Origin of the sequence: Anatilimnocola floriformis (genome assembly GCF_024256385.1) — a bacterium.
GTDB lineage: Bacteria > Planctomycetota > Planctomycetia > Pirellulales > Pirellulaceae > Anatilimnocola > Anatilimnocola floriformis.
Genome location: NZ_JAMLFW010000002.1, coordinates 1,686,515 through 1,709,515 on the forward strand (window position 1 = coordinate 1,686,515; position 23,001 = coordinate 1,709,515).

General features: G+C 59.0%; 17 protein-coding genes. 11 read left to right on the forward strand and 6 right to left on the reverse strand.

Annotated features, from left to right (window positions below; genetic code table 11):
* Positions 1-64: 64 nt before the first annotated feature.
* Both M9Q49_RS31275 and M9Q49_RS31280 read left to right on the forward strand, forming a co-directional pair.
* Positions 65-2,410: a prolyl oligopeptidase family serine peptidase gene (locus tag M9Q49_RS31275; RefSeq protein ID WP_254513238.1), complete on the forward strand. Its 2,346-nt coding sequence runs from the start codon at positions 65-67 to the stop codon at positions 2,408-2,410.
* A 69-nt stretch (positions 2,411-2,479) separates the two neighbouring features.
* The gene (locus M9Q49_RS31280) at positions 2,480-3,211 is read left to right on the forward strand and encodes a hypothetical protein (RefSeq protein WP_254513239.1); all 732 of its coding nucleotides are present in this window, start codon (positions 2,480-2,482) and stop codon (positions 3,209-3,211) included.
* 607 nt (positions 3,212-3,818) lie between these two features.
* On the opposite strand, the gene M9Q49_RS31285 is transcribed toward M9Q49_RS31280, so the two are convergent.
* Positions 3,819-7,142 (reverse strand): PVC-type heme-binding CxxCH protein, encoded by a 3,324-nt coding sequence (locus M9Q49_RS31285; RefSeq protein ID WP_254513240.1) that lies wholly within the window; start codon positions 7,140-7,142, stop codon positions 3,819-3,821.
* A gap of 187 nt (positions 7,143-7,329) precedes the next feature.
* On the opposite strand from M9Q49_RS31285, the gene M9Q49_RS31290 reads away from it, so the two are divergent.
* From M9Q49_RS31290 to M9Q49_RS31305, 4 genes are all read left to right on the forward strand, one after another.
* A complete protein-coding gene (locus M9Q49_RS31290) occupies positions 7,330-8,031 on the forward strand; it encodes a Uma2 family endonuclease (RefSeq protein WP_254513241.1) in 702 nt (233 codons plus the stop codon).
* A gap of 4 nt (positions 8,032-8,035) precedes the next feature.
* Positions 8,036-8,671 carry a DUF4190 domain-containing protein gene (locus M9Q49_RS31295; RefSeq protein ID WP_254513242.1) on the forward strand — a complete coding sequence of 212 codons (636 nt, stop codon included), beginning with the start codon at positions 8,036-8,038 and terminating at the stop codon, positions 8,669-8,671.
* Positions 8,672-8,903: 232 nt separating this feature from the next.
* Positions 8,904-9,602 carry an LON peptidase substrate-binding domain-containing protein gene (locus M9Q49_RS31300; protein WP_254513243.1) on the forward strand — a complete coding sequence of 233 codons (699 nt, stop codon included), beginning with the start codon at positions 8,904-8,906 and terminating at the stop codon, positions 9,600-9,602.
* Positions 9,603-9,740: 138 nt separating this feature from the next.
* Complete coding sequence (locus M9Q49_RS31305; protein ID WP_254513244.1) at positions 9,741-10,397, forward strand: NAD(P)H-dependent oxidoreductase; 657 nt, start codon at positions 9,741-9,743, stop codon at positions 10,395-10,397.
* On the opposite strand, the gene M9Q49_RS31310 is transcribed toward M9Q49_RS31305, so the two are convergent.
* Complete coding sequence (locus tag M9Q49_RS31310; protein WP_254513246.1) at positions 10,394-11,560, reverse strand: aminotransferase class I/II-fold pyridoxal phosphate-dependent enzyme; 1,167 nt, start codon at positions 11,558-11,560, stop codon at positions 10,394-10,396. The two genes, M9Q49_RS31305 and M9Q49_RS31310, sit on opposite strands and share 4 nt — an antisense overlap.
* Before the next feature lie 189 nt (positions 11,561-11,749).
* On the opposite strand from M9Q49_RS31310, the gene rpmG reads away from it, so the two are divergent.
* From rpmG to M9Q49_RS31330, 4 genes are all read left to right on the forward strand, one after another.
* The gene (gene rpmG, locus M9Q49_RS31315) at positions 11,750-11,914 is read left to right on the forward strand and encodes a 50S ribosomal protein L33 (RefSeq protein ID WP_254513247.1); all 165 of its coding nucleotides are present in this window, start codon (positions 11,750-11,752) and stop codon (positions 11,912-11,914) included.
* A gap of 169 nt (positions 11,915-12,083) precedes the next feature.
* A complete protein-coding gene (recJ, locus tag M9Q49_RS31320; protein ID WP_254513248.1) occupies positions 12,084-13,895 on the forward strand; it encodes a single-stranded-DNA-specific exonuclease RecJ in 1,812 nt (603 codons plus the stop codon).
* 294 nt (positions 13,896-14,189) lie between these two features.
* Entirely contained in the window at positions 14,190-15,140 is a 951-nt protein-coding gene (locus tag M9Q49_RS31325; protein WP_254513249.1) for a DUF1559 domain-containing protein, read from the forward strand.
* 18 nt (positions 15,141-15,158) lie between these two features.
* Positions 15,159-15,572, forward strand: coding sequence for a hypothetical protein (locus M9Q49_RS31330; RefSeq protein WP_254513250.1), 414 nt, complete (start codon positions 15,159-15,161; stop codon positions 15,570-15,572).
* A gap of 22 nt (positions 15,573-15,594) precedes the next feature.
* Here the strand turns inward: M9Q49_RS31330 and M9Q49_RS31335 are convergent, their stop codons facing one another.
* Positions 15,595-16,641, reverse strand: coding sequence for a Gfo/Idh/MocA family protein (locus tag M9Q49_RS31335; protein ID WP_254513251.1), 1,047 nt, complete (start codon positions 16,639-16,641; stop codon positions 15,595-15,597).
* Between the two features lie 153 nt (positions 16,642-16,794).
* Positions 16,795-17,478, reverse strand: a complete 684-nt coding sequence (locus M9Q49_RS31340) for a 3-keto-disaccharide hydrolase (RefSeq protein ID WP_254513252.1) — start codon at positions 17,476-17,478, stop codon at positions 16,795-16,797.
* A gap of 93 nt (positions 17,479-17,571) precedes the next feature.
* Between M9Q49_RS31340 and M9Q49_RS31345 the strand changes: the two genes are divergently transcribed.
* The gene (locus M9Q49_RS31345; RefSeq protein ID WP_254513253.1) at positions 17,572-18,063 is read left to right on the forward strand and encodes a MarR family winged helix-turn-helix transcriptional regulator; all 492 of its coding nucleotides are present in this window, start codon (positions 17,572-17,574) and stop codon (positions 18,061-18,063) included.
* Positions 18,064-18,564: 501 nt separating this feature from the next.
* On the opposite strand, the gene M9Q49_RS31350 is transcribed toward M9Q49_RS31345, so the two are convergent.
* Positions 18,565-19,935, reverse strand: a complete 1,371-nt coding sequence (locus M9Q49_RS31350; protein WP_254513254.1) for a DUF1501 domain-containing protein — start codon at positions 19,933-19,935, stop codon at positions 18,565-18,567.
* A 241-nt stretch (positions 19,936-20,176) separates the two neighbouring features.
* Positions 20,177-22,750, reverse strand: a complete 2,574-nt coding sequence (locus M9Q49_RS31355; RefSeq protein WP_254513255.1) for a hypothetical protein — start codon at positions 22,748-22,750, stop codon at positions 20,177-20,179.
* Between the last annotated feature and the right edge of the window lie 251 nt (positions 22,751-23,001).

Genomic DNA, 23,001 nt, shown 5'->3' on the forward strand with positions numbered 1-23,001 from the left:
TGGTGGCTTCGCGAGCCGATTCTGAATTCTGGCGAATTCAGCTACATGCATTACACTGCTCTGCATGCGCTACTTCATATGCTCCTTGGCGTTGATTTCCCTTTTCGCTTCTGCTTCGGCCGATGAGCGGATCGATCGTGCGCTGAGTCTCTCGCGGCGAACCAGCGGCGGCGTCTTTCGCGATCAAGTGCAGCCGACGTGGTTACCAGGTGGAAAAGCATTCTGGTATCGCGTGCAAACCGGGCCGCGGTCGCAGGAGTTCGTGCTGATCGATGCCGAGACCGGTAAGCGAAAAACGGCGAGCAGTTTGAAGGGCCTCGACCTGCCGGAAGAAGAGAAGCCGGCGAAGACCGAAGAAAAAATCAGGCCGAGCTCGCGCACCGGTGACGACTCGGCGCTGAAGGTGATCAACAAACTGGCCAGCGACATCGAGCTCTTCTGGATCAACACCGACGGCGAGAAAGTGCGTTACGAAGGAATCCCCGCCGGCGGCGAACGCGAGCAACACAGCTACGCCGGCCACGTTTGGCTCATCGCTACCAAAGCAGGCGAGCAACTCGCCGTTGTCGAAGTCGCGCCGACGCTGAGCACGATTGTGATCGATGGCAAAAAAGCTCCGCGCGCTGAAGTCGCTCCCGAAAATCCTCGTCCGCGGCGAACCGGCGGTCGCGGTACTTCGCCCGATGGCAAGCAGCAAGCCTTCGTCGAGAACGGAGTCGTTCAATTGAGGAACGTCGACTCCGGCAAAACGACGCAACTCAAAACCGAGCTCAACGACAGTCCGCAATTTCGCGAAGCCATCCATTGGTCACCCGATTCATCGGCCTTCGTTGCCTTTCACTGTGCCGACGTGCCGCGGCGGAAGATCACCATTGTCGATTCATCTCCCAAGGATCAGCTGCAACCGAAGCTGAAGGAGCTCGACTACATCAAGCCGGGCGATCCGTTGCCGCAACCGCAGGTGGTGCTGTTTCGCTTGAAAGACGACGGCGCGGAATCGCACGTGATCAAGAGCCCGCTGCTGGTCGATGCTTTTCACACGTCAGCGCAGTTCGACATTCGTTGGGCCGACGACGGCAGTGAGTTCTACTTCGACTACAACCGCCGCGGCCATCAGGAATATCGCATCATCGCCGTGAACGCGAAGAACGGCGAAGTGCGGGCCGTGGTCGAAGAGAAAGTCTCGACATTCATCGATTACACGAACAAAACCTGGCGTCGCTGGCTGCCGAAGACCGGCGAGCTGCTGTGGATGAGCGAGCGCGACGGCTGGTGCCATTTGTATTTGATCGACGTGAAAAACGGCGCGGTGAGAAATCAAATCACCAAGGGAAGTTGGCCGCTGCGACAAGTGCTGCACGTCGATGAAGAAGCCCGCGAACTGTGGTTCATGGCGAGCGGACTGCAAGCCGATCAGGACCCGTACTATCAGCATCTCTGCCGCGTAAAGTTCGATGGCAGCGAGTTTCAGCAACTCACGGCTGGCGACGGTCAGCATCGTGTAGCGTTCTCGCCTGATCGCGAGTATTTCATCGATACGTGGTCGCGCGTTGACCTGCCGCCGGTCACCGAACTGCGTCGCAGCAGCGACGGCAAACTCATTTGCGAATGCGAACGGGCCGATGCCACGCGACTCGTCGAATCGGGTTGGACACTGCCCGAGCGATTTACCGCGAAGGGGCGCGACGGCGAGACCGACATTTGCGGCATCATCATCAAGCCGTCGCATTTCGATCCGAGCAAAAAGTATCCGGTCGTCGAGCAGATCTACGCCGGGCCGCAATCGGCGTTCGTGCCGAAGGAGTTCGGCCGGCAGCAAGGACATCACAACATCGCTGAGCTCGGCTTCATCGTCGTACAGATGGACGGCATGGGAACGAACCACCGCGGCAAAAAGTTTCACGACGTCTGCTGGAAGAATTTGAAAGACGCCGGCTATCCCGATCGGATCGCCTGGATCAAAGCAGCCGCGAAGGATCGCCCGTGGATGGATCTGTCGCGCGTCGGCATCTACGGCGGCAGCGCAGGGGGCCAGAACGCAATGCGGGCCCTGCTCGATCATCACGACTTTTACAAAGTAGCCGTCGCCGACTGCGGCTGTCACGACAACCGCATGGACAAGCTCTGGTGGAACGAGCAGTGGATGGGCTGGCCGATCGACGACAGCTACGCCAAGAGCTCGAACATGGAAGACGCCCACAAGTTGCAGGGCAAACTGATGCTCGTCGTCGGCGAACTCGACACCAACGTCGACCCGGCCAGCACCATGCAAGTCGTCGGCGCCCTGCAACGCGCCGGCAAAACCTTCACCTACCTCCCCATCGTCGGCGCCGGTCATGGAGCGGCCGAAACGCCTTATGGCTCACGTCGGCGGATGGAGTTTTTGGTAGAGCATTTGCGACCGGAGTAGCAGTGTCGCCTTTCGCTCCGCGAAAGAACGCGTCTTCGTATCAGGCAGTCGAAATCAGAGGTGGGAAGCGTGACGATTGCACTCATCGGCCTGGATCGCGAGCCACTCATTTTCATTGCGTATGCACAAAGTCTCGAACCGCCCATGCAAACACTGTTTTTGCTACCAGTGGCCGGCGAGATCGAAGGAACGCACTCGAACGCAAAGCAATTTTATGTTTTGCGAAATGATGCAGAACCGATTCAGGTTAAGTCTCGTGTCTTGATGTACAGCGCCGGCAAGTTCGGCGAGCGAGAGCATTTTCTACATCCCACCATTCAGTCCGCCTTTCTGTCATTCCCGGTGAGACTCGCCCAGCACGAGCTTCCATTGCCATGCCTCGTCGCACAGGAACCCGTGGGATTTGAATTTAAGGCGCAGAGAGCACGTGTATCGCTGGCCTATCGACGGTTTGAGTTCGATCCGGTTTATTACGCACGCAGCACCCACCTACGACACCTTAATTCCCGAGTTGGTCACCGCACTCCATACAACCCGATGAATTTTCAATTCGAGCCAGGTGACCGCGTGCCGGTGTGGCACGACATCGGCGGGACTGATCGCCGACTCGTCATGCAATTCGAGTCGATTCCGGAAATGGGCCAGGCGACCGTTTCGTTACTTACATGGGAACCGATTTCGCTGGCACCCGGCATGATCTTCAGGCGCCGCAAAACGTGGGATCAAGGTCTTTTCATGACTCCACGCTCGTTCCAGCGAAATTTCACAGTCGATTTCGCCATTTTGGAAGAGTTGCTCTGATAGTTGGTGAACCCAAGGGAAATGGCTCGGTTGTTGTCACCAGAAACTGTCTTGCCACTTGGCCACCAGCTTTAACGCTAAAGCTGGTGGCTAAGAGACGGCACCGCCGGTTGGACGACGCCAATGGCGATGCGCCGGAATCGCGAGGACTGAGCCCGTGGCTTCAAACCGCAGAGTGGAGTTCTACTCCACTCTTCTCCGCGTGTGCCCCACCGTTGGTAGAGGTGCTAGTCGAACATGATTCGACTGCGAAATAAACGGCTGCTTTTCGTGGTTATAGCGCTGCGATACGGCGTTATGAAGGGGTTATATTCGCCATCGCGCAGATTAATGGTTTGCGCCATTCGCTTGCGAGACAAGTGATTGCAGGGGAAGTAGTTGCGGCACTGGTTCAACGCTTAACCAGTGCTGAACTGCCGCTGGCACAGGTGTTATATTTGCTGAGCGTTATAACCGCCGGGATTCTCCGCAAGTCTTTTCAGATTAGCAGCTTGCGAAGTCAGCGACGAAATCACTCGGGTGTTATATTATTCCTCGCCGAAGGAAAATAAGGGCTTCCCTTAGCCACCAGCTAAAGCGTTTAGCTGGTGGCTTAAGAAGACCAACGCTATTCCTTCAACGTTGCCAGGAACGCGATCAAATCACGGAGTTCAAACTTCGTGAGGTGCTTGGTGAGATCTTCCGGCATGGGGCTTTTGCCGGGTTTGCGTTCTTCGATCTCGTCCTTTTTGATCGACAGGAGTTTCCCCTCTGCCGTCATCAGGTCGAGGCGGCTGTCGGTTTCCTGCTTCACGATGCCCGAGAGGACACCGCCGTCGGCAGTGAGGATCACCACCGAGTCAAAGCCCTTGGCGATGTCCTTGTTCGGTTGCACGATGGCGTCGAGCAGGTAGCGGTGAGTCTTCTGCGGATCAGCCGTCAGCTTCGTCAGGTCAGGGCCGACGTCGCCGCCAGTGCCGCGGGCTTTGTGGCAACGGACGCACGAGACCTGCGTCCGCTCGAAAAAGATCTGTCGACCCTTTTCGGCGTCGCCACCTTCGGTGCATTCGAGGTAAGCGAGCGCCGGATCATCCTTGGGTTGCTTGGCTTGATAAGCCGTCATCTTATTCTTGATCGCGCCCGAAGCCCGCTTCTCCGCGGCAGTGATCAGGTCGAGGCGGCTGTCGGCGGGGAAGTTGCCGGCGACGAGGTCGTCGAGAGCTTTTTCGAGGATCGCGTTCGTCCCTTGCTGCGTAAACATCGCCAGCGAAGCGAGAGCGGCCTGGCGTTCGATGAGGTCGCCTTTGAAGACGGCCTTTTCGAATTCTGGCAGCGAGTCGCTGGGCTTGAGCTTCATCAACACATTGCGAGCGGCGGCGCGAACGCGCGACTCGCTGGCATCGCCGAGGGCTTTGTCGACGAGAACTTCGAGATTCGGCGCTTGCAGTGCGGCGAGAGCGCCGAGCGCATCGGCCCGGGTCTGGCCCGATTGTTTGGTGTCTTCGAACAGGCCAACCAGTACCGGCTCGACTTCCTTCATGCCGAAGTCAGCGGCCAGCTTGGCAGCCGCGGTGCGAACCTTGTCGGAGCCCGACAAGATGCCCGGCAGCGCCGGCTTGAGGGCATTCACGGCGAGATCAGCCGAGCGACCTTCGAGCGGCCGCCAGAAGTTTGTCACGCGATCCTTGTTCGACGGCTTTTCCCAATCCTTCAGCATGCTGAGGGCTTCGAGCCGCATGGCTTCCGGGGCGTCTTTGCGAGCAGCGAAGTTGGCCACTGCGACAGCGTTTTCTGCCGTGCCGAGGCGGAAGTTGGCATTCAGTACACGGCGGAGGAGCGGATCATCAGTCGAGGGACGCGTGATCAGCGCGGCGAGCTTCGGCAGCGCTTCGTTGATCGGCAGATCGTGAATCGCGCGAGCGGCTTCGAGCACAATTTTCGGATCGTTGTCATTCAAATAGCTCGCGAGCTCGGGCGAATTGTGCCGACGGAGCGCGAGCACCACGCCGAGTCGAGCAGCGGGAGTCGCGCCTTGGCTGGCTGCGATCAGTTGGTCAACCTTTTCCGTCGAGCCGGTCAGGCCCATCACCGCGCCGTGGCGGAGAACGGCGTCTTGGTTGTCGTTCTTCGAGAGCAAATCGAGCAGCGCGGGAATCGCGGCAGGCTTGTGCAAGTTGCCGAGAGCGACCGCGGCGAAGTATTGCACGCGCGGTTCGCTGTCCTTCAGCAAGCCGATGAGCTTGTCGTAGGCACCGAGGTATTTCGTTTCACCGAGGAGCTTGGCCGTTTGGGCGCGAACTTCGGCGTCATCGGCTGCGAGCAAATCGACGAGCGGAGCCAGCAGGCCGGTCAATTCTTTTTGACGACGAGTGATTTGACCAATGCCCCAGATCGCATGAATGCGAGCGAGAGTTGAATCACCCTTCAGGGCCACTTCACGCAGCGTGGTCGATTCCGCGCGGTCGACCAGTTGGAACTGAGCTTCCTGACGAATGCGGCGATCGGGATGCGCGAGCAGCTTCTTCAGTTCATCGACGCTCTGCTTCGCCAAACCTTCGGCGAGGAGCTTTTTCACTTGCAGCGAGAGTTCGCTCTTGGCGATTTCTTCCGAATAGAAGCGATGGATGCGGCCTTTCCCTTCGCCGTTCCAGCCGTTCACCCAGTCGCTGACATACACGCTGCCATCGGGGCCGAACTCGACGTCGGTGGCGAGGACGCTCCAAATCGTTTGCTCGGCATCGGTCATTTCAAACGACGCGCCCTTCGGCTTGAGCTTGAAGGTCCGCACACCACTGTTGCCCGGTCCGCCGCGGAAATCGCAGAGGAAGAACCGGCCTTTGAAGTGATCCGGCAAACCAGTCCCCGGATAATAGGCCAGCCCCGAAGGACCATCGGCAAAGTTCAAAATCGGCGGCAAGATGTAAGCCGGTTGATCGACGTTTTGCGGGTGCCAGATCTTTTCACGATTGAACGGGCCGCGATCGGGCAGGTACTGATATTCCATCCGCCAACCAGTGTCGCCACCTTCGACAACATAAACCCAGCGGGCGCGGTCGCCGCTGTCGCTGTTGTTGTCGCCAGTGAAGAGATTGCCGTAATCGTCGAAGGCCAGTTCTTGTGGATTCCGCAGGCCGGTCGCGAACATCTCGAGGTTCGAGCCATCGAGATCGCATCGCAGCACGGCGCCGCTATTGGGATTGATCAGATGCTTCCCTTCCTTGGTCGTCACGTTCAAACCGCGATCGCCGATGCTGAAATAGAGGCGGCCATCGGGCCCAAGGATCAAGCCGTGCATGTCGTGGCCGCGGAACGCATACCGCACGCCGTAGCCATTCGACAGCGACTCGCGCACCTCAGCCACGCCGTCGCCATCGAGATCCTTCATCATCCACAGGTGCGGGATGTTGGTGTAATAAACGTTGCCGCGATACTCGAGCACGCCAGCGCCGGTGCCATCGACAATCTGATTGAAACGATCTACGAACACCGTCGCTTTGTCAGCCTTGCCGTCGCCATCGGTATCGGTCACCAGGCGAATGCGATCGTCATGTTTGGTGTATTCGTTGGCCTTTTCCTTGAGGTGCTTCTTGACGTAGGCGAGACGATCTTCGACGGTCATTGCGGCGAGATCATCGTCGAGCCAATGGCCGTGGCTGCGATTGTCTTCGACACCTTTGCTCTGCCGAAAGGTTTCGCAAACAAAGACGCGGCCTTTGCTGTCGACCGTGAACGCCACGGGATTAGCAATGAGCGGTTCGGCGGCGAAGAGTTGCCGCTGCAAACCTTCGGGGACTTTAAAGCCCTTCAGCGCTTGCTCGCCTTCATTCGATTCGCCAGCAATCTTCGGCGTCTCGGCAGGCGCCGGAGCATCGGCGGGAACGGCGAGGAGATTACTAGCGATACACAGCATGAGCGCCGAAAAAATGAGCGCACAGAACCAGCGAGCAACCATAACAATTCTCGGGAAAGAGCCGCATACGAGCGGCGAGCAAAGGAAGCCGGTGGGAAGCCCACAAGTGGATCTTGTGGACCGATCAAGGCGAGTCCTGCATCTTACTTGCGTCGAAAAAGAATGACAATGAGCGCCGCGGCATCCCGCAGGTGACTCTGGTGGTTCTGTGAGACTAGAATAGAAAGCGATGAGCACCATCCCCACGCTTCCGACGTCCTCAGGCACCGAACGCGTGCCTCTGACGCTAGTCGACCTGGCCAATCGTTTCGGCGAGATTCCACCGGCACGGATCTGTATGGATCCGCCCCCCGGCGAAGCAACCGAAGCCGATTTGCTGCACTACAGCGATCATGACAACCGCTTGTTTGAACTGGTTGATGGCACCTTGATCGAGAAGACCATGGGCACCTTTGAAGCTCTGGTGGCGTTGACCATCGCCACCGCACTCAACAATTATCTAAAGACAAATCGGTTGGGCGTTGCTCTCGGCTCCGACGGCCAGCTCAAAATCAAACCGGATTTGATCCGAGTGCCCGACGTTTGCTTCATCTCGAGAGAACGACTGAAGGCAAGCGACTTTCTTAAGGTCGCCATCGCCTCGGTCTCACCTAATCTTGCAATTGAGGTGATCAGTCGTAGCAATAGCAAGCGAGAGATGAGCGAAAAGCTCAACGAGTACTTCGAAACAGGCACCGAAGAAGTCTGGTACGTTTATCCAGAGAAAAAGGAACTGCATCAATACACCGCGATCGATCAGTGTCAGGTGATGCAAGAAAACGAGGCCGTTACGTCATCGCGATTGCTCCCTGGATTTTCGCTGTTAATCGCCAGTATTTTTGTCGATCCGCTCGCGGATGAACCAACCGCTTCCTCTGGACCACAAGGTTAGATGCATGGCGGGGCGAGAATGTCCGCAGTGTGGCGAAGCCCTCATGGGGGCCGTCAATCGCTGTTGGAAATGCGGCATCGATCTGCGGGCCGAGTCGCGGCCTGGCATGCCCCCCGTTTCGCGCAATGCGTTCGAGCCAATCGTCGTTGCCGAACTCGCGCCAGAGCCTGCGCCAGCCCCAGTCGTCGCGCCGGCGGTTTCCGATCCCGCCCAGCCAGTTGCCGCAGCCGCCGGGGTCGAAACGCCGCCGCTCGAGTTCGGGCCGAATGGCTCGCTCCTGCGACGCGGTTCGCCGTTTGCTGCTGGTTCGCTCTTGTTGCCGCCGCAGCAGTTGCAGGAATTCGCCGGCCAATCGCCGAAAATGACGCCTTCGCGGCAGCAAGCCTATGCCTCCAACGGCGGCGCCATCGCAGCTTTGGCCCTCGGCATCTTCGGCGTGATCCTCGCGCCGATGCGTTTCGAAGGGGCGATTGTCGGCGTCATTGGCCTGGGAATGGGCATTTGGGGTCTGTATTCGCAGCGCCGCGGCTGGGCCCTGGCCGGCCTCATTCTCTGCTGCCTGGCCATCGCCATCGGCATGTACACCGGTGTGTTCTGGCTGTTCCGCTACACCAAGCAAGCCACGCCCTGGGATTACTAGCTCGCGTACCCACTCGGCGAACGGCATGCGTGTAAATCAGAATTAACAAGCGAGAAAATTGCAATCTTGCGAAAAAATTAAGATATTTATGACGTTATATGTGGAATATCGAGATTCACCGCATTAGAATGTTTTCCATGTCGATTAATACGCGTTCAAGATGAATCGCGTGCGGGTGCAATCGAACGTCGTGGCTGGCCAGAGGCAACGACGTGGTAGAGAGTGGCCAGAAATGGCAGAGATTGAGAACAGCGCGACCTTCCTCCAGAATTTTTCTGGACGCGTGCGCTTGTTTCCATTTCCGAATCTCGTCCTCTTTCCGCACACCATTCAGCCGCTCCACATCTTCGAGCCGCGATATCTGGAAATGGTCGACGAAGCGCTCGCCACCGATCAACTGATCGCTCCGGTCTGGCTGCAGCCTGGCTGGGAACGATCGTACGACGCCCGGCCACCAATCGCGCCGGTTGCTTGTCTCGGCCGGATCCTGTCGCATCAGCGACATGCCGATGGCCGGGTCAACTTGCTGTTGCAAGGCCTCCGCCGCGCTGCCATTCGCCGCGAACTGCCGGCCACTCGCGCCTTTCGCCAGGCCGAGGTCGATGTGCTCGACGATTTTTATCCTTCGTCAGGTGCACCACGACGTCATCAATTGCAACAAGCATTGATCGATCTCACCCGCGAACTGCTGCCCGAACGCAACGCCCTCAACGATCAGTTCGATGAACTGCTCGCCAACCCCAGTTCGCTCGGCTTGATGACCGACGTGCTGGCCTTTGGTCTCGGCATGCCCCTGGCCATCAAACAGCAGTTGCTCGCCGATTGGAATGTCGATCGCCGCGCCCGGTTGTTGCTCGAAAAGCTCAAGGCCATGCAACTCACCACGCCGGCCAGCGGCCCCGAGCTGCTGCCGCCGTTCAGTTTAAACTGAGTTTCGCACTCAACTCCGAATAATAGTGGTCCTCGAAAGCTAGTTCCCTCTCCCTGGTTCGCTGGGGAGAGGGAATAATGCTTTCATGGCGGCCGTTTTGTGCCGCTCGTTTCGGACTAGTCTCTTTCGGACCATAGCATGTCGATGCAGCCCATCTCGCGCGAACTCCTCCTTCAACAACTGCAGTGGCGATATGCCACCAAGCGTTTCGATCCCACTCGCCCGATCAGCGCTGAAGATTGGGCCGTGCTCGCCGAAGTGCTCGTCCTCACGCCCTCTTCGTTCGGGCTGCAGCCGTGGAAGTTTTGGGTGGTGACCAATCCAGAGGTGAAAGCCCAACTGCTGCACCACTCGTGGAAGCAGTCGCAGATTGTCGATGGCTCGCACTTGGTTGTGATGGCCGCCAAGAAGGATCTGTCGGCTGACGATGTCGATCGTCACGTCGCTCGCGTTTGTGAAATCCGCAACGAGCCGCTGGAAAAGCACGCCGGCTATCGGAAGTCGATGATCCGCGCCCTCGTGCCGCCGCCGGCTGGCTTCGATATCAATGAGTGGGCCGCGAAGCAGGTCTACATCGCTCTCGGCAACTTCATGACCGCTGCCGCCGTGATGGGCATCGACACTTGCCCGATGGAAGGCATCGTGCCAGCCGAGTACGACGCGGTCTTGGGGATCGCCGAGCAAGGCTACAAAACCGTCGTGGCCTGTGTCGCTGGCTACCGCGCCGCCGATGACAAATATGCCGTCACGCCGAAGGTACGGTTCGCGACCAGCGATGTGGTCGTGGAAGTCTAGCTCGCGGTTTTCGGCCCCACTGCCGCCGCCAAGCGCGCAAGCAGCGCCTCATCGTGCCGCCAGGTCAGGCTCACCCGTAGTAGCGACTGTCCTGCCGGCACGCTCGGCGGCCGAATGCCGGGCACAAGAAATCCAAGCTCGCGTAGTTTCGCTGCTCGGCGCATCGTTTCTCCCGGATCACCAATCCGCAGCGGAATGATTTGACTGCCGCGCTCCGGCATCGGCCAACCTTGGGCGCGAAATTGCTCGCGCAATTGTTCGGCGCGAGCTAGTAACTCGTGCCGTCGCTGCGGCTGATCATGCACAATCTTGAGCGCTTCCAATCCCGTAGCAGCGACGAGTTCAGGGCCTGCAGTCGAAAAGAAATACGACCGCGCGCGATTGGCGAGAAAATCGATCAGCCGTTGCTCGCCGACCACAAACCCGCCATGCGAACCAAGGGCCTTGCTGAGCGTGCCGACGCGAATGTGAACGGCTCGCTCGACGCCGAAGTGCTCGCTCGCGCCGCGGCCGTTCTCGCCGAAGACGCCGGTCGCGTGGGCTTCGTCGACCAGCAGCATCGCGCCGTGTTGCTCTGCGAGTTCGGCGATTCGATCGAGCGGAGCCAGATCGCCATCCATGCTGAACAGGCCGTCGGTCGCGATCAGCTTGCGACCCGGGGATTTCGTGGCTGCGAGCAGCTCGCGCAGATGATCGACATCGCAGTGGCGATAGACAATCGTCTTCGCGCCCGACAAACGACAGCCATCGATGATGCTTGCGTGATTCAGTGCATCGCTGAAGATCGTGTCGTCCTTGCCCATCAGCGCCGCGATCGTGCCGCTGTTCGCCGCATAGCCAGTGGGAAATAGCAGCGCGGCTGCAGTGCCTTCGAACTTCGCCAGCTGCTGTTCCAGCGCCGCATGCAGCGATCCGCGGCCAGTGACGAGCGGGCTAGCGCCGGCGCCCCAGCCAATCTCCCGCGCAGTGATCAGGTGCGCCTCGGTCAGCAGCGTTCCGGCAATGCCCAGATAATCGTTCGAGCCAAAATTGGCATACTCCCGGCCGTTGAGCACGATCCGCTCACCGCGCTGCGGCGATTCACGAACAGCCAGTGTCCGTAGCAAATCGGCTTGCCGCAGCTGCTGCAGATCATCGTCGATCCAGGAAAGTACGTCGCGCATAGAGGGTCTTTGGCGATCCTTCTTTTGGAGGGGCTTGCGGGCCGTTTATTCGCTTCACCAAAGGCTATTTCTATCGCATTTGGTCCTGTTTTTCAGCCGTCCGATCTTTTCAGGTGCGGTGGGAATCCCTATATTCATGGATTCCCCAAAAGATCCCCCTCATTCTGAATCAGTCCGTGGGTTGATGTCATGGCCAAAAGCAAGAAAAAAGCCGAAGTAGTGTTCCTGGTGTGCGAAGAGACCGGCGACATCAACTACATCCTCCGTCGTAAGCCTGGTGGCGAAAAGCTGAAGCTCAAAAAATACAGCGCTCGTCTCCGCAAGCACACGCTGCACGTTGAGAAGAAGAAGTAGTAGTTTGCCGCCAAACGTATAGTCGCTCGCATTCCGTGCTGCGAAAAACCACGCGGAGCGTGGTTGCTACACTCTACTGGCGATCTCTGGCACTGGCGGTATGATTGACCGGTGCCTTCAGCCCTGTTGTTAACGGGGCTTCTTAAGAACTCAGTACGGAAGCTGTCTCATGCGCAGTACTACTGGCGGCGGGCTGCGCAAACGCTGGCGACTCAGTCCCTTTGATGCGGGACGAATCGCTCAGCTGCAACAAGCTGCCAGCGTTCCGCCGATTGTCGCGCAGCTGTTGCTCGCCCGCGGCGTGTACGATCCCGCTGCCGCCCGCATGTTTCTCGACGCCAAGCTTTCCGGCCTGCGCGACCCCGAATTGTTGCCCGGCGCCGCCGCTGCCGCCGACCGCGTTCACTCGGCCATCGCCGGCCGGCGAAAGATCGTCATCTATGGCGACTACGATGCCGACGGCATGACCGGCGCCTCCATCCTCCTCAGCTGCTTGAAGATTCTCGGCGCCGATTGCTCGTACTACGTGCCGAATCGCCTGGAGGAAGGCTACGGCTTGAACTGCGAAGCCCTCCGCAACCTGCGTGAGCGTGGCGCTCAGCTCGTCGTTTCGGTCGACTGCGGCGTGACCAGTGTCGCTGAGGCCGAGCTGGCCAAAGAGATCGGCCTGGAGCTGATCATCACCGACCATCACGAGTTTGCCGAACGCGTGCCCGATGCGGCCGGGCTCGTCCATCCGCGCTTGCCCGGCAGTGCTTATCCCTTCGGCGGTTTGTGTGGCGCGGGAGTCGCGCTCAAGCTCGCCTGGGCCATCTGCCAGCGCGCCAGCCAGGCCAAGAAAGTCACCGAGCCGCTGCGAAACTTTCTACTCAGCGCCGTCGGTCTCGCCGCGATCGGCACGATCGCCGATATGGTGCCGCTTGTCGATGAAAATCGCATCCTCGCCCGCCATGGCCTAGTGAGTTTGAAATTCAATGCGTCGGTCGGCTTGCAAGCGCTGATGCAGGTTTGCAAACTCACCGACAAAGCGCAACTTAGCAGCGAAGACATTGGCTTTTCGATCGCGCCGCGGCTGAACGCCGCCGGCCGCTTCGGCCAGGCCCAGCTGGCGGTCGAACTGCTCACCACCGACAACCGCACGCGGGCTCAGCAGCTGGCTGAATACATTCACGAGCTGAATAACAGCCGGGAAAGTCTTGAACGCAGCATTCAACTGGCGGCGACCAAGCAAGCCAAGGAAGAGTTCGATCCCGAGAACGACGGCGCGCTGGTCCTCGCCGGCAAGGGTTGGCACCCGGGCGTCGTCGGCCTCGTCGCTGGCCGGCTCGCCGAAAAGTTTGGCGTGCCGGTGGTGATGATTTCGCTCGATGCTGCCGGCGTGAAACCGGGCGTTGGTTCGGCTCGTTCGCCGAGTGGTCTCAATCTTCATCAGGCCCTCACCGCGTGCAGCGAACACTTGCTCGCCCACGGCGGACACGCCGCTGCTGCCGGCCTCAAGATCGAAGAGAATCGCATCGACGCCTTCCGCGGCGCGTTCCTCGACTATGCTGCCGCCGAATCCAGTTCAGGCCAGCGTGGCGCTGAGCTTCGCATCGACGCCGAAGGTCCCTTCTGTCAGCTGACTGCCGAGGTCGTTCGGCAGATCGAATCGCTCGCGCCCTTTGGCATGGGCAATCCGCGGCCGATCCTCTCAGCCACCGGCGTCACCCTCACCGAACCACCCAAGCGTATCGGCGGTGGTGAACGCCACATCTCGTTGCGACTATCGCACCAGCGCACACCGATGCGCTGCGTCGGCTTCGGCTTTGGCGACGACTGCGAACAGCTGGCCGCCACCAATGGTCCGATCGACATCGCCTTCAAGCCGGTCATCAACGAATATCGCGGCATGCAAAAAGTCGAAGTCCAACTCGTCGACTGGCGACCCTCCGAAAGCCCGGCAAGCACGCCGCTCATCAAAGAAGCGGCGCTGCCCTTCTAGAGTCTCATTGTCGTTGTTCACTTCGTGAACGATGGGTTGAAGTGAACCAACCGCGCGCCGCCGAAAGAGCGCCAGCGACTTTCGGCACTTCGGCGAGTGGAAGTAACGGCGCGCGGCAGCAGACCTACCTCCATTCACCGGACACGGAGTGTGCGGCGACAATAGGTCAACCCGCCCAATGCTGGCGATGCTAATACTTTCTGAATAGTAAGGTTTTGATCTACTCGAAGATTGCATTGTGTTAAGATGTCGGCCTCGTTTGGGTTTCTCTCTCCCCCAAATCAGGATCGCATCATGCAGGTCTGGTCACGGTTTGTGTCACCGGCTCGGTCGCGACGCGTTACGCGCAGGGCGGCCTTCACGCTCGTCGAGTTGTTAGTCGTCATTGCGATTATCGGCGTGTTGGTGGCCCTTTTATTGCCAGCGGTGCAGGCGGCCCGCGAAGCTTCGCGGCGGGTGAAGTGTCAGAATCATCTGCGACAGGTCGCGCTCGGGGTGCATAATTTCTCCGACACGCAAGGCTTTCTGATGCCGGCTCGGATTGATTATCAATACTTGGGTTGGCCGGTGATGTTGCTGCCGTATATCGAGCAAAACAATCTGTATGAGCAATTCAATTTGAAGACGATGGTGTCGACGCAATCACCAGCGGCGATGAAGATTTCAGTGCCCATTTATGTCTGTCCTTCGCGGCACAGTCCGGGTCAGCAATCAAAGCAATTCAACGCGGCTGGCACGGGCATGAATGGCGCGGTGGGAGACTATGCGACGGTCGACGGCATTAGCGGCGACGATCCGCCGTATCGCCGCGAGAGCGCGGCGGGAATGCTCATCAACTGCATCGGCAATGTGAACTCGTGGAAGAGTCAGACGCGGTTCGCGACGATCACCGATGGTTTGAACAACACGCTGATGTTCGGCGAAAAGCACATTCTGCATTCCTCGATATTGACGGAAGATCCCGGCGGCGATGGTCCGATTCTCGGCAGCTATGCCTATTCATGCATGCGCGTCGCCGGCGGCAGAAACTTCGGCGCCACGCCGACCTGGCCGATCGCCAAAGGAATTTACGACACGGTCGGCGGCCAACATCAGGTCGTGTTCGGCAGCGCTCATGCCGGCGGCTCGGCCAACTTTGCCTGGGGCGATGGCAGCATTCGGCCGCTCCAGCCGAGTGTTGATTGCGTGACGCTGTCGCACCTGGCGACGCGTGATGACGGCGGCGTGCCGCCCGGGCCGTATTAATTGTGAGTTGAGGGGCCGATGCGCGATCGCTTTTGCTGCTGGTTCTCGTTTTTCATTCTCAGCGCAATCCTTACCGGTTGCGGTTCAAGCGGCCCGCGCACTTATCGCATTCCTGGCCAACTCGTCTACGACGACGGCACGCCGGTGCCGGGTGCTTCCGTCGTTTTGCAAACCAAGGTCGACGACAAAGTGATCTCCGCCCGCGGCATGGTTGGCCTGGAGGGGAAATTTGAACTGACGACGTTCCACGAAGGAGACGGTGTGGTGGCCGGCGAACATCAGGTCGCCATCTCAGCGATCCCAGTTCCCGACGGTGTGAAGCCACCGCCGCCAATCCCGCCCCGCTACGGAACCTTCGAAACTTCGGGACTAACGACGAGCGTGACACCCAGCACGAAGCTGATCGAAATCAAGATCGTGCGCGGCAAGTAAATCAAACAGACCTGGCTGCCAGTTACACCTTCACTGGCTTTTGCTTCTTCACCGACTCTTGCTGCTTGAGCGCGAGGACCACGGCGTCGCGGGCCAGATCGCCGCCGAGGATGGCGCTCGGCTTGTTGGCTTTCAAGCAACTGACGACTTCTTTGATCTCGGCTTCGAAGGCCGCCAGCATCGGATCGCCAGCAGGGAGTTCAGGATGCTCGACCGTTCCCTTGCTATTGAGTAGCGTGAGGGGCGTAATCTGTAGCGGTTCGTCGGCGACGACGGCGAGGTTGAAATAGAGGGTCGCTTTTTCCAGATGCAGCTCAAAGCCGTGCATGAACGATCGGCCTTGCTGACGGAGACAGCCGCTGGTGGCCGTGACTGCCAGCGACGGATCGGCAAAGGTGAACTGCGTGCTGAAGTACTCGGCGACATCGCCGCGCATGCGTCCCTGGCTACTGACGCTCGTCGGCAGACCGAACAGCAGGCGAATGAAATGGGCGTCATGCACATGCAGATCGAGGGCGGGTCCGCCAACTTTGGCTGGATCGTAAAAATCCTTCAGCCAGAGCGGATCGGAAATGACGCGTTCAAAATGACCGCCGAGCAACTTGCCATACTTGCCGCTGGTCACGAGCTTCCGCGCGACAACATATTCCGGCAATAGCGGCAGTACATGGCCGACGAAGATTTGCTTCTTGACCTTTTCGGCAGCCTTCACCATCTTGTCGCAATCCGCCGCCGTCAGCGCCATCGGCTTTTCGACGAACACATGTTTGCCAGCGGCGAGGGCCTGTAGCGTGGCCGAGAGATGCAGATGCGGCGGCAGGCAAAGATCGACGAGATCGATTTCGGGATCGGCAAGCAATTGAGCGTATTCGCTGTAAGCGCCCACGCCATTCAGATCGACTTGTTCACCGGGCGGGCCGAAGTTCCCTTTGATATCGCGCCAATCGCCAGCAAGCTTCTTGTCGTCTCGGCTGCAAATGGCAGCGAGCTTCACACCCTTGCTCTTTTGATAAGCGAGGTAGTGAATCCAACCCATGAACCCAATGCCGACCAGACCGACGCGAATCATGATGCCTCACAGTCGCCTTTCGCTCCGCGAAAGGACGCGTCTTGGATACTTAACTAGATGCAGATCAAGGAAGTAAACGACAACAGCAGCTGACGTTGTATAGGTTGTCCGGCGTGAGAAGACGCGTCCTTTCACGGAGTGAAAGGCGACTGATTACTTCTCCACCTTAATCGGCCGCCATTGAAAGTTGCGGATCGCCGATTTGGTGCGATAGGCCGAGATGCCGAGGGGCTTGGTGACGTCGACTTCGAACCGCGTCGAGACCTTCTTCCCCTTGATGTCGACATCGACCAGCTGGTCCTTGTCGATCCAGGCCTGCAGTTTGTCGCCCATCACGCGCACGCGGATGGTGTACCACTTGTTGGACTCGAATTTTTTATACGCCGTCGTTTCGTTTTCGCTGGCGTCCATTCCGTCGAGGCTCGAGATGCCGACCAAGCCGCCGCCCCAACCGCCGCAGATGAAACTGGCGTGCGAATCGTGTACGGGAAACGTCAAGCCGCAGAAGAAGTCGTCGCCGGCGAGCTTGTTCGCTTCGAGCGTGATCTCGTAGTTATCCTTCGGCAGGCCGTCGGCTTTTTCGATGACGATGCCCGTGAGCGGATCGCCGGTATCGAGAATGATCTGGCCCTTCTCGTCGACTTTCACTTCGCCTTCGCCGCCGAAGTTGATGCTCTTCCAACCCTTCAGCGTCTTGCCGTCGTACAGCGGCTTCCATTCCTTCGGATCGACCGGTTTTTCGGCGGGCTTCGTTGCCGGTATGTCCTGAGCACAAACGACACCAGCGATCAGAACGAGGCAGAGCGGCAGCAGCCGCGACAAAAGGGAATTCGTCATGGCAATATCTCCGGCGGGAAGCGATGCGGATGGCTTGACTATAGCAGAAGAATGCCCCTAGCTCATGCGCCGGCAGCTGAGTAACCTTTTGATATGTCGCAGCCACCCGCCAATTCGAAGACTCCCCGCAAGCGGTTCGATTCGCCCGAACAGGAGGCCTATCTCCACCTGTGGCGGACCTACGATCGGCTGAAGGCGCTGGAGGAAAAGCTCTTCGCGCAGTACGACCTGTCGCCGCAGCAATACAACTCGCTGCGATTGCTGCGGGCCGCTCAGCCCGAAACGCTGCCGACACTAGCCCTCGGCGCGCGACTCATCTCGCGAGCGCCCGACATGACGCGCTTGCTCGATCGCCTGGAGGAGCGCCAACTGGTCGCCCGTGAACGCCGCCCCGAAAATCGCCGCGTGGTGGAAGTTGGGATCACGCCAACCGGTGTGGCGTTGCTTGAAAAGCTCGACGAAGAAGTTCGCCGTTGCAACCACGAGCAGCTCGGCCATCTCTCGGCGAAATCGCTCGCGCAACTCGTGGCGCTGTTGCAAGAAGCCCGTGCGCCGCATGAGACACCGGAACAGCCCTGGCCCTAATGTCGCCGGCTACTCCGTATCCGGTGGGTTGAGGTCAAACTACAACGCACCAAGGAATGAGCTCCGCGACATTCCGAGTTTGGCGTGTGAATACCGAAGCGAAATCTCTCTTCAGCTCCGCAACCACTAGGCCGGAGTAAGCGGTACCCAGCCCTGTTCCGGCTGACTGCAGAACGACCGCCCATCGCCGATCATGCCGGAACTGCGCGAGTACGCTTGTTCCGGCCTACACTCACTACGCTGCCCCAAGTGCCGCATAAACCTTTCCATGTTGAGCTAGCCACACAGCGTCACCCTGGTCGGCATGCTCTTGGATTTCACGCAATAGTTGAACGGTCTCGGACTCGTAGCAAGGCTCGCTGGGATCGTCGACGGGATAGACCATCTCCACTTCAACCGCAACGACGTATTTGGCTGACTGAATTAGTCGTGTTCGTTTGATACGGCGACCTGGGATTTGCATGGCAATGTCCGTTCATCGACCGCGGAGCGGGTCGACGACTAGATCAATTCGTGAATTGGCTCAATGTCCGATTCGACGGGATAGCGCGGGGTGCCGCTGCCGTCGAAGAGGCGGTCGCGGTGGGCGTCGAGGCCCAGGTTGCGATAGAGTGTGCAGAAGACTTCCTGGAACTTTACCGGCCGCTTGGCGGGCTCTTCGCCGTACTTGTTCGTTTCGCCGATGACCTGGCCCATTCGCATGCCGCCGCCGGCGATGATCGCGGCGTTCGCTTGCGGCCAGTGGTCGCGGCTGTTCATTTTGTTGATCTTCGGGGTGCGGCCGAATTCGCCCCACATCACGACGCTCACGTCGTTGCTCAAGCCCCGTTCGTGCAGGTCGAGCAACAGGGCCGAAAGCCCCTTGTCGAGTCGCGGGAATTCTTCGCGGCTCATGGGGAAGTTCATTCCGTCGCCGCCGTGCCAGTCCCAACGGCTGTAGTTGAGAGAAACGTAACGAGCACCGGCTTCGACCAGGCGGCGAGCGATGCAGAAGTTTTCGATCATCCGCGGGGCGCCATCGCGCTGGAAGGCGGTATCGCTCTCGCCGTAGCGAGCGACGATGCGGGGATCTTCCTTCGACAGGTCGAGGGCGTCGCCGAGCTTCGAATCGGTGAGGATGCCGAGGGCCTGACCTTGGTAGGCATCGGCGCCGGCGATCTTCGCACTCACATCGACGTCGCGGCGGAACTTGTCGAGCGAGGTGCGGAGCTGATCGCGATCGGACAAGCGATCGAGCGTGATCCCTTGCAGCACCATGTTGTCTGACTTTTCGCGGGCCGTGCGGCCGACGAGGTTGAACGGGTTGTGCATCGGGCCGAGAAAGCCAGCCGTGTGGGGATCGCCCCATTTGCGTTCGCCGGTCGTGTACATCAGGGCGAGGTTCGGCGGGACGGCTTTGTTGGCCTGGCCGGCGAGACGCGAGACCCAAGCCCCTGCCATCGGCCAACCGCCGTTCGGGCCGCGGTCGCCGCGCTTGCGGCCGGTGAGGCATTGATAGCCATCGTGGCCGCCGTCGCTATCGGCGAGCGAGCGGATGATCGCAAACTTATCGGCGTTCTTCGCGAGATTCGGAAAGAGCTCGCAGATATCCATGCCAGGGACATTGGTCTGCGTTGGCTCGAATTCGCCGCGAATCTCAGCCGGTGCGTTCGGCTTGAGATCCCACATATCCATGTGCGACGGACCGCCGGGCAGATAGATATTGATGATCGCTTTGTGGCTCTTACCGATGCCCGCTTGCGCTTCCATCTCAAGGAGTTGGCTCAAGCCGAGGCCGCCCATCGCAGCGCCGCCGATGGTGAGGAAACCGCGACGAGAAACTCCGTCGCAAGAACCGCTGGCTTTATCGGCACGACCAAAGATGGTGAGCATCGCAAGTTCCTCTTACGCAATCACGGGCGAGTGGCAGGCGGAGGTGGGTAGTGAGCGGAGCCGATGCGCAGCACAAGTGACGCGATTCGGCCACTCTCTTATATCACATAACGGCAAAGATTGATGCATCAAGCCAGCGAATTTTCGAGAAATTCGCTGGCTGAGCAATAGATCAGCCTGCTATCGCCAAACTGTCGGAACAGCGTGAGTACGCTTGTTCCGGCCTACGAAAGAGTAGCGATTACTCGGCTTCTTCGCCCTTGGCGGGCGGTGCCCACTTTACGTTGTACTTCTTGAAGAGCTCCGAATAGAGCTCGCTCTGCAGGTACAACTGGCTTTGCCAGGCGGCGTCGACCAGTTCCGGATCGGTCCCCTTGGCCAGGAACTGAGCCCGGTCGTCGACCGACACACCTTCTTCGCCCAGCAGCTTCACGGCGTAGACGATGGCGTGAGGCTGATCGAGCGCAACACCGGCTTGACCAACTTGCAGGTCAAAGATCGGCAGGAAGAAATCCTGACCGGCGAAGCGCACGCCGGGGACTTCGCTGAGCGATGGCCGGGCAAACTGCGCGGCGCCGACGGTGAACCAGCTGAACGCCGGCGGCGTGATGATTTGCTCGGGCTTGTCGACGAGTGTCTTCAGATCCTTCCCCTTGGCTGCTTCGGCGGCGAGCTTTTCAGCGGCGGCCTTGGCGAGCTTGAGGGCTTCTTCCATCTTCCAGGCAGCGACGACGTTATCGTGGGCCGCTTTGAAATCGAGTTCTTTCGACGGCTGCTCATCGGTCCGCCAGTAGATGTAGATCGTCGTGATGCCGCCGAGGAACTGCTTCTGCTCGAGAGCGAACGGCAGTGTTTCGGCTTGGTAAAGGCTTTCGCGTTCGCCGAAGGCAACTTGCGGAAACGTCGCCGAATTCTGTTCGAAGAAACGGAATCCGTTGACGCCGATGTCGTACTTGGGAACCTTCTTGTTCGTGCCGTCGGCTTGCGGTTCGTCGATCATATCTTGCACTTCGAACTGGTCGACGAGCGGAATCGTTTCGACCTTCAAGCCGGAGTCGCCGATCGTTTTCGACAGATCGAGCGGCGCAGGCTTCTCGATGCTCGGCGACTTCGACGGCGGAGCACCCTCGGCCTTGAGTTGCTTTTCGCGATCTTGATACGCCTTCCAGCGGTTGAATTGCCGGGCGTAAGCGTTGACTTCGGGAACCAAGGCATTGATGACCAGTTGGCGACGGTCCGAAGCGATGGGCCGGGCGAGCGTCGTGCGGATTTCGTCCTTCACTTCGTCGAGCGGCTTGAACTTCACTTCCTTCTCGGCCGGTTTGTCTTCGGGCTTGGCAGCAGGATCGACAGGCTTGGCCGGATCGGTCGGCGTCGCGGCGGGATCCGCAGGCTTGGCTGGGTCGGCAGCAGGATCAGCTGGCTTAGTCTCAGCGGGCTTCGTTTCGGCTGGCTTGTCTTCCTTCTTTGGCTCTTCTTTTTTGGGCTCTTCTTTCTTCGGTTCGCCCTTCTTCGTCTCATCCTTCTTGGGTTCGTTTTGGAAGTTCACGAGTTGGATGTCGCGAGGAAGGCTCGAGCCTTCGTTCTTCTTGGGCTCGGCTTTGGGTTCTTCCTTTTTCGGCTCGGCCTTTGGTTCTGCCTTGGGCTCTTCTTTCTTGGGAGCTTCTGGTTCCTTCGCTGGCGCTTCAGGCTTGTCGGCCGGTTTTTCACTGGGTTTTTCACCAGGATTTTCTTCGGGCTTGGCTGGATCAGCGGGCTTCGCCGGGTCAGCTGGATTGGCCGGATCGACTGGCTTCACCGGATTCATCGGCGGCGGTTCGACGACCTTGAACTCACCCTTGGCTTTGCTTTCTTCGTAGGCCTTGGCGATTTGTTCGTCAGTGATTTCTTTTTTCGCCGCTTCGAGGAACGGCGCGAGGTCGGCTTTCACATATTGGAAGGCGACCTTGTGCGGCTGACGGAAGCCGGGCTCGGGGAACGCCGGGTTCGGCAGTCGGCCGCGACCTTCTTCGAACAGCTTTTGCAGATCCGCTTCTTTCGGCTCTTCCTTCACCTTGCTCACAAAATCGGCAACGTTCAGCGGATAGGCTTCGATCTTCAATTTGCGGTTGAGTCGTTCGTAGGCATCCCACATTTCGCCGGGACCCACCAGGCCGTGATCGCGAAACAGCATCCGCATCGGGCGAGTGCCCATTTGGGTGATGTCGCCGGGAGTGAAGCTCTCGACGCCGGCTTGCAGCATGAGCCGCGCTTGCTGAGCGAGGATTTCGGTCTTCAAATGTTCGATGATCATGCCCGGGCTGATGTCGACTTGCGATTCAGGCATCGACTTGTGCATCAAGCCATCGAGCTCGCCTTCTTTGAGCGTGTAGTCGCTGAGCTTGATGAGAAAATTCTTCACCGTCTCGTCATTCACCACCACGCCCAGTTCCTTGGCCCGCTGGGCCAGGATCAGCGTTTCGACCAGGTGGCCGTCGTCGTTGTAGGGCGAAATGCCGATCTGGCCGCTCTGCATGTTGACGAACATGTAGCCCGGCGCTCGCGGCGTCCCTTGACGACGAGTGGTTTCGCGCAGGATCTCGACCACAAACTCCACGGCGCGATTGTGGACGTACTTGAGCTGCCGCAACTGACTTCCCGTCAGTTGGCCGCCGCGCCACGTGACCTTTACGGGATCGCTCGTATTGCCGCCGCGGGCTCCTTGGCGAATGTGGAAAATGCTTTCCAGCGAGGGAACCACCAGCCAGGCCATCACGAGGACGACGCAAGTAACGGCGAGGACGATCTTCGAATTATCGCGAATGACTTTTAGCATTCTGATTGCCTGATTCAGTAGCCCGATGAAAGAGCCGGCCCTGGCTCAAGGGGGCAAATTCGCAGTCTTGGCTGACTTTGCCGGAAACAGAGAATTTTAGGACCCTGCGACGTAAATACAATGCCAGTTTGGGGATTGAACCACTGCCGGAGAAGGCAGAACGTCCGCAAAGTAGCTGAATTCGCCGGAATTCAGGACCGGCAGTTGGACGCCACAAGCTGAATTCTGGCGAAATCAGCTGCCGTCAGCAG

Excerpts from the sequence above, each read along its gene's own strand:
- M9Q49_RS31275 (WP_254513238.1), top strand. The coding sequence starts at position 65 with ATGCGCTACTTCATATGCTCCTTGGCGTTGATTTCCCTTTTCGCTTCT.
- M9Q49_RS31285 (WP_254513240.1), bottom strand. The coding sequence starts at position 7,142 with ATGGTTGCTCGCTGGTTCTGTGCGCTCATTTTTTCGGCGCTCATGCTG.
- M9Q49_RS31290 (WP_254513241.1), top strand. The coding sequence starts at position 7,330 with ATGAGCACCATCCCCACGCTTCCGACGTCCTCAGGCACCGAACGCGTG.
- M9Q49_RS31295 (WP_254513242.1), top strand. The coding sequence starts at position 8,036 with ATGGCGGGGCGAGAATGTCCGCAGTGTGGCGAAGCCCTCATGGGGGCC.
- M9Q49_RS31300 (WP_254513243.1), top strand. The coding sequence starts at position 8,904 with ATGGCAGAGATTGAGAACAGCGCGACCTTCCTCCAGAATTTTTCTGGA.
- M9Q49_RS31305 (WP_254513244.1), top strand. The coding sequence starts at position 9,741 with ATGTCGATGCAGCCCATCTCGCGCGAACTCCTCCTTCAACAACTGCAG.
- M9Q49_RS31310 (WP_254513246.1), bottom strand. The coding sequence starts at position 11,560 with ATGCGCGACGTACTTTCCTGGATCGACGATGATCTGCAGCAGCTGCGG.
- rpmG (WP_254513247.1), top strand. The coding sequence starts at position 11,750 with ATGGCCAAAAGCAAGAAAAAAGCCGAAGTAGTGTTCCTGGTGTGCGAA.
- recJ (WP_254513248.1), top strand. The coding sequence starts at position 12,084 with ATGCGCAGTACTACTGGCGGCGGGCTGCGCAAACGCTGGCGACTCAGT.
- M9Q49_RS31325 (WP_254513249.1), top strand. The coding sequence starts at position 14,190 with ATGCAGGTCTGGTCACGGTTTGTGTCACCGGCTCGGTCGCGACGCGTT.
- M9Q49_RS31330 (WP_254513250.1), top strand. The coding sequence starts at position 15,159 with ATGCGCGATCGCTTTTGCTGCTGGTTCTCGTTTTTCATTCTCAGCGCA.
- M9Q49_RS31335 (WP_254513251.1), bottom strand. The coding sequence starts at position 16,641 with ATGATTCGCGTCGGTCTGGTCGGCATTGGGTTCATGGGTTGGATTCAC.
- M9Q49_RS31340 (WP_254513252.1), bottom strand. The coding sequence starts at position 17,478 with ATGACGAATTCCCTTTTGTCGCGGCTGCTGCCGCTCTGCCTCGTTCTG.
- M9Q49_RS31345 (WP_254513253.1), top strand. The coding sequence starts at position 17,572 with ATGTCGCAGCCACCCGCCAATTCGAAGACTCCCCGCAAGCGGTTCGAT.
- M9Q49_RS31350 (WP_254513254.1), bottom strand. The coding sequence starts at position 19,935 with ATGCTCACCATCTTTGGTCGTGCCGATAAAGCCAGCGGTTCTTGCGAC.
- M9Q49_RS31355 (WP_254513255.1), bottom strand. The coding sequence starts at position 22,750 with ATGCTAAAAGTCATTCGCGATAATTCGAAGATCGTCCTCGCCGTTACT.